Below are 13,854 nucleotides of genomic sequence, written 5' to 3'. Positions count from 1 at the left end.
GCTGCGGCTGGCCTTTTCCGTCGGCCGACCAGGTGCCGACGCGTTCGACGTCACCCTGGCGCTCGTCTACAATTCCCGCCGTTCCGCCCTTTCGAATCCTTTCCGAGGTAAGTAGCCGATGTCCTTCGCCGAACAATTGACCCGTCTGCGCGATTTTCTCGATGCAGACGATCTGCACGAAGAAGCGCTCGACTACGTAGCCGCCCATGGCTACCTGACCGCCCTGTCCATCTGCCCGGAAGAGGTACCCGAGCAGGAGTGGATCGACGCCCTCTTCGCCGAGCCGCCGCAGTATCGCGATGCCGCCCAACAGGAGGACATCGAGCAGGCCCTGGTGCAGCTCAAGGCGCATATCCTGCGTATCCTCGGCAGCGATGAGGAACTCGATCTGCCCTGCGAGCTGGACCTCGGCCCCGAGCCGGACGACTCCGAGCTGCGCGGCTGGTGCATCGGCTTCATGGAAGGGGTGTTCCTCCGCGAGGCCGTGTGGTTCGAAGACGCGGAAGACGAAGTCAGCGAGTTGCTGCTGCCGATCATGGTCGGTTCGGGTCTGTTCGACGAACAACCCGAATTCGCCGAGATCGCCCAGGACCGCCGCCTGGTCGCCGACATGATGGTGCAGATCCCGGAACTGCTGACCCAGCTGTTCCTGCTCTGCCATTCCCCGGAAGAAAAGCCGGCGCTGCTCAAGCCGCGTCACTGAGCGATGGAAGAGGCTACGTCCAGGCCCCGCCAGAAGAAGGGCTGGGTTCGCTACTTGCTGCTGGGCGCCGGCTGGCTGAGCGTCGCCCTGGGCATCATCGGCGCCTTCTTGCCGTTGCTGCCCACCACGCCCTTCCTGTTGCTGGCCGCGGCCTGTTTCATGCGCAGCTCAGAGCGTTTCTATCTGTGGTTGATCAACCACAAATGGCTCGGCCCCTGGGTGAAACCCTATCTCGAAGGCGAAGGCATCCCGCTCAAGGGCAAGGTCTACGCCATCGTCGCCATGTGGATCAGCGTGGGCTTTTCCTGCTGGCTGGTGCCGTACGTCTGGGCGCGGGTGGCTGCCTTCACCAGTTGCGCCGCCGTCACCGTCTATCTGCTGAGGCAGAAGACGCGGCGCTGATGATCGATCAGATAAAAAAGAAGGGGCGATCAGCGCTGATCGCCCCTTCTCTTTGCCGGCCAGGAAACCGCTAGGCGGCGTCCGCCATGGGGGTGGGCGGCGGTTGGTCGGGAATGGTGGGTTCGCCCGGCTCGCCGGGCTGGATGGGGGCTGGATCGGGCTGGTCCGGTTCTCCGCCGGCACGGGGCATGGCGAAGATCGAAAGGGGTGCGAATTCGAGGTCCTGGCGGACGGGGACGCGGGGCATGGCGAGACTCCTCTGCGGGCTACTCTAGGTAGAGTGGCGGGACCGCCGCCGAATTCCCTAGGTGTCCTGCTCTGGCGCGCCGTGATTGCGTGCAAAGGTTTCCGCGCCCATGGCCGCGATCTGGCCGTCGATGAGGGCCTCGAAGGGAGTCAGTAACGCCTCGAAGCGTGCCGGGGCGTCCAGGATGTTCAACGCCGCCACCACCGCCTCGATCGTCGAGACGGCATCAGCCGCAGGTGCCTTGCGGACGCGATAGCGGGACGGTGGGCCAGGCGGCAGTGTCACCCTCGGCAACGCCGCCAGGGCCGGATTGACGTGCAGCAGCAGGCGCGCCTTGCGCCAGGTGCCGTCGGGGACCACCAGCAGGCGCGGCGAGCACGTCTCGGTGGACGGAGGCAATAGATCTAGGCGGATCGCCTCCGGCCCCGGGAACAACAGGCGAGCCTCCTTCCCTTCCAGCCAGAGCGGCAGCTCCGGAAATTCCTCGCCGATCTCCAGTCGGGCGTTGACCAGCCCTAGCGCGGCCAGCCGCGCGGTATTGAGCGGATGGCGCCGCTCGCTGGGGTGCTGCAGCAATAGCACCCGGGTGCGGCTTGGCAAGCGGGGGATCAGCGCGCAGAGGCACAGCGGCATGGGGCGCTGGCAGCGGGCGCAGGCGGGACGGGACATCGGGGTTTCCGGGGCGAGAGACGGCGACGATCATACCGGATCGCCACCGTCTAACCGCCGAATCAGCGATTGAAGCGCGCGGTGAGGTCGTGCAGGTAGTCGGCCATGCCCTCGAGTTCGCGGCTGAGCTCCGACCCGCGCAAGGCCTGGGTCGAGCTGTGGTCGGACAATTCCGCGATGCGGCTGATCTGGCGATTGATGTCTTCCGAGACGTGGCTCTGTTCTTCCACGGCGGTCGCCATCTGCTGGCTCATGGCGGTGATGCGGCTAACCGATTCGCTGATGCCTTCCAGGGACTCGCGCACGGCGGCGGAGTGGCGCTCGCTCTGGCGCGAGGTCTCTTCGCCGCGGCTGGCGGTGGCGACGGCGCGGTCAGCGTTGGCCTGCAGATTGGCGATGATCTGGTGGATCTGCTCGGTGGATTCCCGGGTGCGGGACGCCAGGGAGCGGACCTCGTCGGCCACCACGGCGAACCCGCGCCCGGCCTCACCTGCCCGTGCGGCCTCGATGGCCGCGTTCAGCGCCAGCAGGTTGGTCTGCTCGGCGATGGCGGTGATGACGTCGGCGACGCTGCCGATGCTCTGGGTCGAGTTGGCCAGTTCGCCTACGGCCTGGCCGATGTCGCTGACGGCGGTGCCCAATTCACGCATGGAATTGAGGCTTTCCTCGGCCTTGTCCCGGCCGGAGAGCACCAGGCTCTCGGCATTGGAGGCCGCCTGGGCGGTTTCCTGGACGTTCTGCGAAACCTCGTGGATGGTGGAGGTCATCTGGGTGATGGCGGCGGCGGACTGGTCGGTCTCGTGGCGCTGCTGCTCCAGCAACTGGGCTTCGGACTGCGCCAGCTGCGAGGATTCTCGGGCCTTCAGGCGCACGCTGTCGCCGACGTCGGCCAGCCGGGTCAAGGCGGTTTGCAATCGAGCGGCTTCGCTGTGCAGGGCCAGGTCGAGTCGGGCCGGGGCGCCGACCTGGTCGCTGTAGGTCGGGGCGACGACGTCGCTGGAGAACATCTTGGGATGATCGGCGAGGATGCGCTCGATGCTGGCCCGCTGGCGATACAGCTGGTGGGCGCTGATGCCCAGCAGGGCGGCGACGATGAGCACCGCCTGGGTAGTGTCGTCGAGCAGGAAGTGTCCGCCCAGGATGACGCCGGTCGCAGCTATGGTCGACCAGCAGGCCGCGACTGCGCTACCCAGACGTCGGGCCAAGGGTACGGGCGCCTTGCCCGCGTTGATCCGTGCATAGAGCTCACCGGCGCGACGTACCTCGTCGGCGCTGGGCAGCGAGCGGACGGATTCGTAGCCGATCACCCGGCCATGCTCGAGAATCGGCGTCACGTAGGCGCTAACCCAGTAGAAGTCGCCGTTCTTGCAGCGATTCTTGACAATCCCCATCCACGGCTTGCCTTCCTTGAGGGTGGCCCACATGTGGCCGAACACCGGCGGCGGCATGTCGGGGTGGCGTACCAGGTTGTGCGGACTGCCGATCAACTCCTCACGCGTATAGCCACTGATGGCGATGAACGCCTCGTTGCAGTAGGTGATGTTGCCTTGCAAGTCGGTGGTGGAGATGAGTCGCTCTTCTTCCTTGAAGGTTCGGCCTTGCTGGGTGACCGGCAAATTCGTGCGCATCGCGGGGTGCCTTATTTGTCTGATGATCTACTCCGTGCGGAATCGGCCGTTTCAATAGCGGCGGATTACCTGCACGAGTGATGACGATCACCGCTTGGCTATCGTCAGACTAACTATCGGCGTTCTGCATCTGGGCTTTAAGAATTCGCTGAAAACTCTGGATGAGCGGCTCCTTTCCCCTACCCCGGCGGGTGATCAGCGAGAACGGCGCCTGGTAGCCGAAGGTGGCGGGCTGCAGTGCCTTGAGGCGGCCCTGGTCGACCCAGGCGTGGACATAGTGCTCCGGCAGGTAACCGATGTAGGCGCCGGAGAGGATGAGGATCAGTTGGGCCTCCATGCTTTCCACGGTGGCGGCGCTTTCCTTGAAGCCATGGCGGGCGAGTTCGGCCTGGCTCCAGTAGCCGCGGCGCACCATGCGCTGGCGGGTGATGATCTCGGCGGGCACACGCCGTTCCTGGAACAGCGGATGGCGATCGCTGCAGTAGAGCCAGTGCTGCTCGCGATAGAGCGGCTGGTAAACCACGCCATTCATGCGCGCGGAGAAGGCGCCCACGGCCAGGTCCAGGCGTCCCTCCAGCACGCCCAGCTGCAGTTCGTAGGGACTGGTCACCGCCAGGTGCAGATGCACGCCGGGATAGTCGTGGGTATAGCTGCCGATGACGTCGGCCAAGGGCAACGCCGGCTCGCTGGACAGGGAATCGAGCACCCCCAGGTTGAGGGTTCCGCTGAGCTCGCCCTTCAGGGTGGTGGCGTAGCGCTCGAAGCCTTCGATCTCGCCGAGGATGCGCAGGGTTTCCTGGTGGAACAGCTCGCCCTTGCTGGTGAGGGCGAAGCCGCCCCGGCCGCGATGGCAGAGGGTGACGCCGAGTTGCCCTTCCAGTTGGCTCATGTAGGTGCTGATGGCCGAGGTGGAGAGATTCAGTTCCTGCTGGGCCGCAGCGAAACCCTGGTGGCGCACCACGCAGGCGAACAGCTTCAGCAGGCGGATATCGTGGAGGGCGTTGGCCATGGCGGACTCCGGGCAGGTACGGCCCGGCAGTCTAGCCATTGGTTCAGAAATTTCTGAAGTGATTTTTTGCCCCTGGCGATTCTTCGCCTGCCAGGGGCTTTGCACAATCGGGGCATCAGAACCAAGAGGATGTCCCGTGGAAAAGACCCTGCACCAGCCGCTGGGCGGCAACGAGATGCCCCGCTTCGGGGGCATCGCCAGCATGCTGCGGCTGCCCCACCTGGCCTCGCCTGCCGGCCTGGACGCCGCCTTCATCGGCATTCCCTTGGACATCGGCACCTCGCTGCGCTCGGGCACCCGTTTCGGTCCGCGGCAGATCCGCAGCGAGTCGGTGATGATCCGCCCGTACAACATGGCCACGGGCGCCGCGCCCTTCGATTCCCTGAGCGTCGCCGACCTGGGTGACGTGGCCATCAACACCTTCAACCTGCTGGATACGGTGCGCCTGATCGAGGAGCACTACGACCGGGTGCTCGAGCACGACGTCATCCCCCTTACCCTGGGCGGCGACCATACCCTGACGCTGCCCATCCTGCGGGCCCTGAAGAAGAAGTACGGCAAGGTCGGGCTGGTGCACGTGGATGCCCACGCCGACGTCAATGAGCACATGTTCGGCGAGAAGATCGCCCATGGCACCACCTTCCGCCGCGCCGTGGAGGAGGATCTGCTGGACTGCGACCGGGTGGTGCAGATCGGCCTGCGGGCCCAGGGCTACGCCGCCGACGACTTCGACTGGTGCCGCCAGCAGGGCTTCCGCGTGGTGCAGGCGGAAGAGTGCTGGCATAAATCGCTGGCGCCGCTGATGGCCGAGGTTCGCGAACGGGTCGGGGGCGGGCCGGTGTATCTGTCCTACGACATCGACAGCATAGATCCCGCCTGGGCGCCCGGCACCGGCACCCCGGAGATCGGCGGCCTGACCACCATCCAGGCGCTGGAGATCATCCGCGGCTGCCGCGGCCTCGATCTGGTGGGCTGCGATCTGGTAGAAGTCTCGCCGCCCTACGACACCACCGGCAACACCGCCCTGCTCGGTGCCAACCTGCTCTACGAGATGCTCTGCGTGCTGCCGGGGGTGGCCTACCGCTGAGTCCGGAAAGCCTGCGCGACGTCTCGCGAGCGGACGTCGCGCAGGCACCCAGGTGAGGCGACCCGCCATGACGGTCGCCCACCCGCTGTCCTTTCACTGCCGAACACCCCGATGGACCGCCCGGTCCGTCGACAACAAGAGCGCGGCCCTGGCCTGCGTATAACCGTGTCGAGGCGTCATCCATGGACCATCATGACGGCATCACCCGTGTCGAAACCTTCGGGGTCGAGCAGATTCCGGACCACGAACGTAGCGCCACTCCCTTCGACCTGTTCCGCCTGATCTTCGGCGGCGCCAATACCTTCGCCACAGCGGTACTGGGGAGCTTTCCGATCCTGTTCGGGCTGTCGTTCCAGGCCGGGGTGCTGGCCATCGTCGCCGGGGTCGCCTGCGGTGCGCTGATCCTGGCCCCCATGGGCTTGTTCGGCGCCCTCAACGGCACCAACAACGCGGTCTCGTCCGGCGCCCATTTCGGCGTGCACGGCCGTATCGTCGGCTCCTTCCTGTCGCTGCTCACCGCCATCGCCTTCTTCTCGCTGTCGGTGTGGAGTTCCGGTGATGCTCTGGTCGGTGGTGCCCAGCGTCTGGTCGGACTGCCGGAGAACGCCCTGAGCCTGGGCCTGGCCTACGGCCTGTTCGCCGTGCTGGTGCTGACGGTCTGCCTCTATGGCTTCCGCTTCATGCTGTGGGTCAATAAGATCGCGGTGGTCAGCGCCAGCCTGCTGTTCCTGCTGGGCATTCCGGCCTTCGCCGGGGGCTTCGACGCCGCCTATGCCGGCAGCCTGCAACTGGGCCAGCCGGGTTTCTGGGCAGCCTTCGTCGGCGCCGCCCTGGTGGCCATGAGCAACCCGGTGTCCTTTGGTGCCTTCCTGGGTGACTGGTCGCGCTATATCCCGCGGCAGACGCCGCGTGGACGCATCCTGCTGGCGGTGATCGCCGCCCAGGCGGCCACCCTGATCCCCTTCCTGTTCGGCCTGGCCACCGCCTCCCTGGTGGCGGTGCGCGCCCCCGACTACATCGCCCAGAACAACTACGTCGGTGGCCTGCTGGCCATAGCACCGACCTGGTACTTCCTGCCGGTGTGCCTGCTGGCGGTGATTGGCGGCCTCTCCACCGGGACCACGGCGCTCTACGGCACCGGCCTGGATCTCTCCAGCGTGCTGCCGCGACTGCTGACCCGGGTGCGGGCGACCCTGCTGATCGGCCTGGCGGCCATCGCCTTCATCTTCATCGGGCGCTTCGCTTTCAACCTGGTGCAGAGCGTATCGACCTTCGCCGTGCTGATCGTGACCTGCACCACGCCCTGGATGGTGATCATGATTCTTGGCCTGCTGGTGCGCCGCGGCTTCTACTGCCCGGACGACCTCCAGGTGTTCACCCGCGGCGAGCGCGGCGGGCGCTACTGGTTCCACCACGGCTGGAATTGGCGCGGTATGGGCGCCTGGATTCCCAGCGCCCTGCTCGGCCTGGCCTTCGTCAACCTGCCCGGCCAGTTCGTCGGGCCGTTGGGAGAGCTGGCCGGCGGCATCGACCTGAGCCTGCCCCTGAGCCTGGGCAGCGCCGCCCTGCTCTACCTGGCACTGCTGCTCGCCTTCCCCGAGCCCGCCAGCGTCTACGGCCCCGCCGGAGCGCGGCGGCCACGGCGGGTCGCCGATCATCCGCTGGAGCGCGCCGGCATCGCCTGAGCACGCCCAGCCCAATCGGGGCCGGCCGAGCCGGCTCCTCACACCTACAAGAGATCCCTTCGATGATCCTGGATATTTCCGTCGTCCTGGCCTATGCCCTGGCCATGCTCCTGCTCGGCTGGTACGGCATGCGTCGCGCCCGCAACCAGGAAGAGTTCCTCGTCGCCGGCCGCAATCTCGGTCCGGCCTGCTATCTGGGTACCATGGCGGCCACGGTGCTGGGCGGTGCGGCCACCGTGGGCACCGTACGCCTGGGCTATGTCCACGGCCTGTCGGGCTTCTGGCTGTGCGCCATGCTCGGCGGCGGCATCCTGGTGCTCAACCTGTTCCTCGCCAAGCCGCTGCTCAAGCTGCGCATCTTCACCGTGACCCAGGTGCTGGAACGGCGCTACACGCCGCTGGCGCGCCAGGCCAGCGCCGCCATCATGTTCGTCTACGCGTTGATGATCAGCGTGGTCTCGACCCTGGCCATCGGCACCGTGATCCAGGTGCTGTTCGAATTGCCCTTCTGGAGCGCCATCCTGCTTGGCGGTGGCGTGGTGGTGGTCTATTCCAGCATCGGCGGCATGTGGTCGCTGACGCTGACCGACATCGTCCAATTCGTCATCAAGACGGTAGGCCTGATGTTCGTCCTGCTGCCGCTCTGTCTGACCCGGGTCGGCGGCTGGGACGCCCTGGTGGCCAAGCTGCCGGCCAGCGCCTTCGCCCTGACCACCATCGGCTACGACACCATCCTCACCTACTTCCTGATCTACTTCTTCGGCATCCTCATCGGCCAGGACATCTGGCAGCGCGTCTTCACCGCGCGTAGCGAGCGGGTGGCGCGAGTGGCCGGTAGCCTCGCCGGCATCTACTGCGTGCTCTATGGCCTGGTCGGCGCTCTGATCGGCATGTGTGCACGCATCCTGCTGCCCGATCTCGCCGACGCCAACAACGCCTTCGCCGCCATCGTCCGCGCCGCCTTGCCGGACGGTATCCGCGGCCTGGTGATCGCCGCCGCCCTGGCTGCCATGATGTCCACCGCCAGCGCCGGTCTGTTGGCCGCCTCGACCACCCTGACCGAAGACCTGTTGCCCCGGCTACGGGGCGGCAAGGCCTCGAGCCTGGGCATGGCCCGGCTGTTCACCGGACTCACCGGCCTCGCCGTACTGGCCATCGCGCTGTTGGTGAACGACGTGATCGGTGCCCTCACCCTGGCCTACAACCTGCTGGTCGGTGGCATCCTGGTACCGCTGCTGGGCGCCATCCTCTGGCGCCGGGCCACCACCGCCGGCGCCCTGGCGAGCATGCTGTTGGGATCCGTTGCGGCCATCGTCTTCATGCTCAAGGATGGCCTGGAAGCCAATACCCCCATCTATTTCAGCCTGGGGCTGAGCCTGGCCAGCTTCGTCCTGGTGAGCCTGCTCACCCCCAGAGCCTGCGCGGCCGCCCGGCCCGCCTGATCGACGTCGAAGGAGACCGAACCCATGACCACCTGTGGCGAATACCTGGTCCGCCAACTGGCCGCCTGGGGCGTAGATACCGTGTTCGGCATTCCCGGGGTGCACACCGTGGAGCTCTACCGCGGCCTGCCCGGCAGCGGCATCCGTCACATCACCCCACGCCACGAACAGGGCGCCGGCTTCATGGCCGACGGGTACGCCCGTGCTAGCGGTCGCCCAGGGGTATGCTTCGTCATCAGCGGACCGGGGCTGACCAATAGCCTCACCGCCATGGCCCAGGCCTACGCCGATTCGGTGCCCATGCTGGTGATCTCCAGCGTCAACGAACGTGCCCGCCTCGGCCATGGCGCCGGCTATCTCCATGAATTGCCCAACCAGCGCAGCCTGACCGCCGGGGTGACCGCCTTCAGTCACACCCTGCTGGACGTGGACAGCCTGCCTGGGGTGCTGGCCCGAGCCTTCGCGGTGTTCGAAGGCGAGCGGCCGCGGCCGGTCCATCTGGAATTGCCGCTGGACATCATCACTGCACCGGCGCAGCACCTGCGGCTGCTGCCCAAGCCCACGCTGGCGCGAGCGGAACCGGCCGCCACCCTGCTCGACCGCGCCGCCGAACGCCTGCGCAGCGCCGAGCGCCCGCTGTTGCTGATCGGGGGCGGCTGCCAGGATGCAGCCGCCGAGGTACGCGACCTGGCCGCGGCCCTGGACGCCCCTACCGCCACCACCATCAATGCCAAGGGCCTGCTGCCACCCCACCATCCCCTGGCGCTGGGCAGCAACCAGGCGCTGCCACCGGTACGCGCGCTGGCGCGCGAGGCGGATGTCATCCTGGCGGTGGGTACCGAACTAGGCGAGACCGACTACGACGTGGTCTTCGACGGCGGCTTCCGCCTGACCGGCGATCTGATCCGCATCGACCTGGACCCGCGGATGCTGGTGACCAACCACCAGCCCTGGCTGGGCCTGGTGGGCGATGCCCGGGCCGCGCTGCGCGGCCTGCTCGCGCGCCTGCCGGCCCGTACGCTCGACCCGCTAAGTCCCGGTGCCCAACGCACCGCCCAGGCCCAGGCGGCCCTGGCGGCCGAACTGGCCGGCTGGACGCACTTCCGCGCGTTGTTCGACCGCGTGCGAACCGCCCTGCCCGACGCCCGCTACGTGGGCGACTCGACCCAGACCGTCTATGCCGGCAACCACCTGGTGGAGCTGGACGGGCCACGGCGCTGGTTCAATGCCTCCACCGGCTACGGCACCCTGGGCTATGGCCTGCCGGCCGCCCTGGGTGCCCGCCTGGCCGAGCCGACGCGCCCGGTGGTGTGCCTGGTGGGCGACGGCGGCCTGCTGTTCACCCTGAGCGAGCTGGCGAGCGCCGTAGAGGCGCGCCTGGGCATCGTCATACTGCTGTGGAACAACCACGGCTATGGCGAAATCCGCCGCTACATGGAGCGCCGGGACATCACCCCGCTGGGCGTCGATCTGGTCACCCCGGATTTCCTCGCTCTGGCGCAGGCCTTCGGCTGCATCGCCGAGCGCGCCCGCGACCTGGATCACCTGCAGGCGCTGCTTACCGAGGCGCCGGACGACCGGCCGCTGCTGATCGAGATCCGCGAGGAACCGCCCTTCGCCCCGGCCTGACGGACTCGGCCTAGCTGACCGGACTGCGAGTCCGCTGTACCTGCTGGACCTGGCTCAGGATCAGGCCACTGGCGGGGCGCATGGGCATCCGTGCCAGGTCGATGCGCAGGTCCTGAGTCGGCACCTGGTAGGTCATGTCCTGGAGCAGCAGGCGCAGGGCGGAGCTCATGAGCTCCAGGGCGATGCCTTCACCGGGACAGCGATGCCCCAGCACGACGTCGCCGCCGCCCTGAGGTACGAAGGCGGCCTCCGGTTCCTGTTCCGCGAGAAAGCGCATGGGATCGAACACCTCGGGACGCTCCCAGCTGCGCGGATCGCGGTTGGTGCCATAGAGATCCAGCAAGACCCGCGTACCGCGGGGAAAGGTGACGCCCTGCCATTCGAAGGTCTCCCGCACCCGGGCCGCGGTGAAGGGAAAGAAGGCATAGAAGCGTCGTACCTCCTGGGCGAAGGGCACCCGGGCGGCGGGATCGGCTCTCAGCCGTTCACGCCAGGCCGGTTGTTTGTACAGCGCCAGGGCGGCAAAGGTGGAAAAGCGCGCCACGGCCACCGTCGGCCGCAACACATTGAGCAGCTCCACCGCGGCCACCCGGGGCGAAAGCAGGACACCGTCGCCGTCCCGGTGCGCGGCGACCAGCTCCAGGGCGCTGCCGGCCGGGGGCGGTTGCTCGCGCGCCTGCTCGATCTGCCCGCCCAGCCAGAACTCCAGCCGGCGCCGTGCCCGGCGGGCGGCAAGATGAGCCAGACCGACGCTGCCCGCCCCCTCGATCAGCGCGACCAGCTCGGCACAACGCCGCCCTTCCTCGTCCTCGGCGAGACGAACGCCGGCCCAGTCGCACACGGCACGCGCATAGAGCCGATGCAGCTCGTCCAGCAGGATGATCTGGTCACGCGCCTGCCAGAGCCGCAGGCGGCTACGCCACTCCTGCTCCACCCGGGCGATCAGCGCCTCGACGCGTGCCGGGCGAGTGATCTCGATGAACAGCGTCTTGCGCTGGCGATGGGCAGCGCCATCCAGCCCCTGGACGCCGCCGTCACCGAACAGGGTCTTGCGTAGCTGCCAGGGCGCAGCGTCCACCCGGCTGAAACGCTCTTCGCGATAGAACAGCTCCACAGCCGCCGCGCCGCGCAGGCAGAGCGTGGGCTGCAGGAGCAGCCGGGTAGCGAAGACATCGCGCCCCAGGCGCTCGCAACGGTTGCTGATGAAGGCATAGCCCTCGGAGAGCAGCGCCAGGCTCGAATCGAAGGCCGGCATCCGCGGCAGGATGGACATCGGCGGTCTCCAGAAAGGATGGGAGTCCTGCCGGTGGACTGCCTGCAAGCGGCGCCGGTGCCACCGCTGCGCTGGCTTTTTCCTGGGGCCACGCCGCACCCGCTGCGCTCGAACGCGGCTGGCTGACGTGGCCGGTCCATCCGGGCTCGCTCACCACGGCGGCCAGCTACTTTTCACCGGTATGGTCCCTGCCTTTGAGCGTCCTCCGCTGAGCGCGCAGCACCTTTCGTATAGAACCTAGGCGGCGATCACCGGCTCCAGCGCCTCCAGCCAGCACACCACGGCCACCGCACCGCCGTCGGGAATGCCCAGCGCTCGGTTGCCCAGGTAGCTGGCACGCCCCTGGGCCGGGGCCATATCGGCGGTAGCCTCGGCGCCCTTCCGGGCAGCAGCGAGCGCCGCGGCGAAGGCCTGTGCGGGTGGCGAACCAGCGTGCGCGGCCGCGTGCAAGGCATCCGCGGCGGGTCTCAGTGCATCGAGCATGGTGCGCTGTCCCGGCTGGGCACCGCCCAGTTCGGCCAGGGCCTGGACACCCTGCTCGAAGGCCTCGGCCCACTGGGCCAGGGTGGGCCGTTCCACTCCTTCCAGCACCTGAGCAGCGCGGACCAGGGCGCAGGCATAGAAGGGCCCGGAACTGCCGCCGATGGCCCGCCGCAGCGCCTGGCCCATGGCCGCCAGGGCCGTCGCCGGGGTGTACCAGGCCGAGGCCGGTAATGCCTTGATGGCCTCGGCGCCGCGGGCCAGGCTGGTGCCCAGGTCGCCATCGCCCGCGCGGCTATCCAGTTCGGTCAGGCGCGCTTCATTGGCCAGCAGACTGGCGATCACCGCCGTCGCCGCCCTGTGCAAGGACTCCGCCAGGGGCCCCGGTGCCCCGGTCGCCGCCTCGCTCGGCGCCTGAGGCGCGGGCAACCGGCCGGGCGTGGCCGGCAGTCGACCGTCGCCGGGCCAGGCCCGCGCCCGGGTCGGAGCATCCAGCCAGGCCAAGCGGTCCTCGTCCACCGGCAGCAACGACAGCGAGCAGCCGGGCATGTCCAGGGCGCTGAGGAAGGTGCCGGTCCAGGCCCGCTCCACCACCAGCCCACGTCGTCGCAGCTCGATCAACGCCGCCCGCGCCACCAGGGCGAGCTCCAGTGGTGGCGTGGCACCCAGGCCATTGACCAACAGCGCCAGGCGGGTGCCCGCGGGATAGCCGCCGTCTTCGATCAGGGTATCCAGCAGCCGCGCCACGGTGGCATCGGCGCCCAGCCAGGGACCGCGTTCGACGCCCTGCTCGCCATGGATACCCAGGCCCCATTCCACCTCGTCGTCCGCCAGCGCGAAGCCCGGATGTCCTACCGCCGGCACGGTGCAGGCGCCAAGCGCCACACCCATGCTGCGCAGTTCGGCACTTGCCGCCCGGGCCAGACCGGCCACCTCGGCCAGCGGCAGGCCCGCAGCCGCCGCAGCGCCTGCGAGCTTGTGGATCAGCACGGTGCCCGCGATGCCCCGCCGCTTCTCAGGGGCCACGGTATGGCGCAGGGCGGCGTCATCGGCCACCAGCACCGTCTCCACGGGAATGCCTTCGCTGCGGGCCAGTTCGGCGGCGAGGCCGAAGTTGAGGCGGTCGCCGGTATAGTTCTTCACCACCAGCAATGCCCCGGCGGGACCAGCGGCCGCACGGATGGCCGCCAGGACCGCGTCCACGCTGGGCGAGGTGAAGACGTCACCGGCCACCGCGGCGGTCAGCATCCCCTCGCCCACGTAGCCGGCATGGGCCGGTTCGTGACCGCTGCCCCCACCGGAGATCACCGCCACCGGGCGATCGCCCGCTGCGGCCAGCGGCTGCCGCAGGATCACCTGTTCGTCGGCTAGCAAGGCCAAGCCGGGATCGAGGCTAACCAGACCTTCGAGCAATTCACGCACCACCGCGGTGGGGCTGTTGATCAGCTTCTTCATCGGGCACTCCTGAGGGCGAGGGTTCTGCAGTATGGCACGGGGTCCCTGACCTGCCCGGCGAACGCCAGGGCGGCACTCGTCAAAGCGCGACGGCCTTTCGCCGGACCGACGCGGCAGGCTATCGTCAGCGCGTGGAAGCTTTTCG

12 protein-coding genes are annotated in these 13,854 nt (G+C 68.2%); 6 read left to right on the top strand and 6 right to left on the bottom strand.

The window, feature by feature from the left end:
- The first annotated feature begins 118 nt into the window (after positions 1-118).
- Both QZ471_RS00955 and QZ471_RS00950 read left to right on the top strand, forming a co-directional pair.
- Positions 119-703, top strand: a complete 585-nt coding sequence (locus QZ471_RS00955) for a YecA family protein (RefSeq protein ID WP_295460410.1) — start codon at positions 119-121, stop codon at positions 701-703.
- 3 nt (positions 704-706) lie between these two features.
- Positions 707-1,105 (top strand): YbaN family protein, encoded by a 399-nt coding sequence (locus QZ471_RS00950; protein WP_295460408.1) that lies wholly within the window; start codon positions 707-709, stop codon positions 1,103-1,105.
- 70 nt (positions 1,106-1,175) lie between these two features.
- Here QZ471_RS00950 and QZ471_RS00945 read toward each other — a convergent pair whose 3' ends face one another.
- The 4 genes from QZ471_RS00945 to QZ471_RS00930 all read right to left on the bottom strand — a co-directional run bounded on the left by QZ471_RS00945 (position 1,176) and on the right by QZ471_RS00930 (position 4,658).
- Entirely contained in the window at positions 1,176-1,352 is a 177-nt protein-coding gene (locus tag QZ471_RS00945; protein WP_295460407.1) for a hypothetical protein, read from the bottom strand.
- A 57-nt stretch (positions 1,353-1,409) separates the two neighbouring features.
- Positions 1,410-2,021 (bottom strand): tRNA-uridine aminocarboxypropyltransferase, encoded by a 612-nt coding sequence (locus QZ471_RS00940; RefSeq protein WP_295460406.1) that lies wholly within the window; start codon positions 2,019-2,021, stop codon positions 1,410-1,412.
- 62 nt (positions 2,022-2,083) lie between these two features.
- Positions 2,084-3,649 carry a PAS domain-containing methyl-accepting chemotaxis protein gene (locus QZ471_RS00935; RefSeq protein WP_295460405.1) on the bottom strand — a complete coding sequence of 522 codons (1,566 nt, stop codon included), beginning with the start codon at positions 3,647-3,649 and terminating at the stop codon, positions 2,084-2,086.
- Between the two features lie 109 nt (positions 3,650-3,758).
- A complete protein-coding gene (locus tag QZ471_RS00930; protein WP_295460404.1) occupies positions 3,759-4,658 on the bottom strand; it encodes a LysR family transcriptional regulator in 900 nt (299 codons plus the stop codon).
- A 136-nt stretch (positions 4,659-4,794) separates the two neighbouring features.
- Between QZ471_RS00930 and speB the strand changes: the two genes are divergently transcribed.
- From speB to QZ471_RS00910, 4 genes are all read left to right on the top strand, one after another.
- Positions 4,795-5,745, top strand: coding sequence for an agmatinase (gene speB / locus QZ471_RS00925; protein ID WP_295460402.1), 951 nt, complete (start codon positions 4,795-4,797; stop codon positions 5,743-5,745).
- Between the two features lie 182 nt (positions 5,746-5,927).
- A complete protein-coding gene (locus QZ471_RS00920) occupies positions 5,928-7,430 on the top strand; it encodes a cytosine permease (protein WP_295460401.1) in 1,503 nt (500 codons plus the stop codon).
- Positions 7,431-7,492: 62 nt separating this feature from the next.
- Positions 7,493-8,872, top strand: a complete 1,380-nt coding sequence (locus QZ471_RS00915; protein ID WP_295460400.1) for a sodium:solute symporter — start codon at positions 7,493-7,495, stop codon at positions 8,870-8,872.
- Positions 8,873-8,896: 24 nt separating this feature from the next.
- Complete coding sequence (locus QZ471_RS00910; RefSeq protein WP_295460399.1) at positions 8,897-10,501, top strand: 5-guanidino-2-oxopentanoate decarboxylase; 1,605 nt, start codon at positions 8,897-8,899, stop codon at positions 10,499-10,501.
- 10 nt (positions 10,502-10,511) lie between these two features.
- Here the strand turns inward: QZ471_RS00910 and QZ471_RS00905 are convergent, their stop codons facing one another.
- Together QZ471_RS00905 and QZ471_RS00900 are read right to left on the bottom strand one after the other, a co-directional pair.
- Positions 10,512-11,774, bottom strand: a complete 1,263-nt coding sequence (locus QZ471_RS00905) for a cytochrome P450 (RefSeq protein WP_295460398.1) — start codon at positions 11,772-11,774, stop codon at positions 10,512-10,514.
- A gap of 237 nt (positions 11,775-12,011) precedes the next feature.
- The gene (locus QZ471_RS00900; RefSeq protein WP_295460397.1) at positions 12,012-13,709 is read right to left on the bottom strand and encodes a dihydroxyacetone kinase family protein; all 1,698 of its coding nucleotides are present in this window, start codon (positions 13,707-13,709) and stop codon (positions 12,012-12,014) included.
- Between the last annotated feature and the right edge of the window lie 145 nt (positions 13,710-13,854).

Source organism: uncultured Pseudomonas sp., from assembly GCF_913774235.1.
GTDB lineage: Bacteria > Pseudomonadota > Gammaproteobacteria > Pseudomonadales > Pseudomonadaceae > Chryseomonas.
This window is presented reverse-complemented; position numbering and strand designations above follow the sequence as displayed.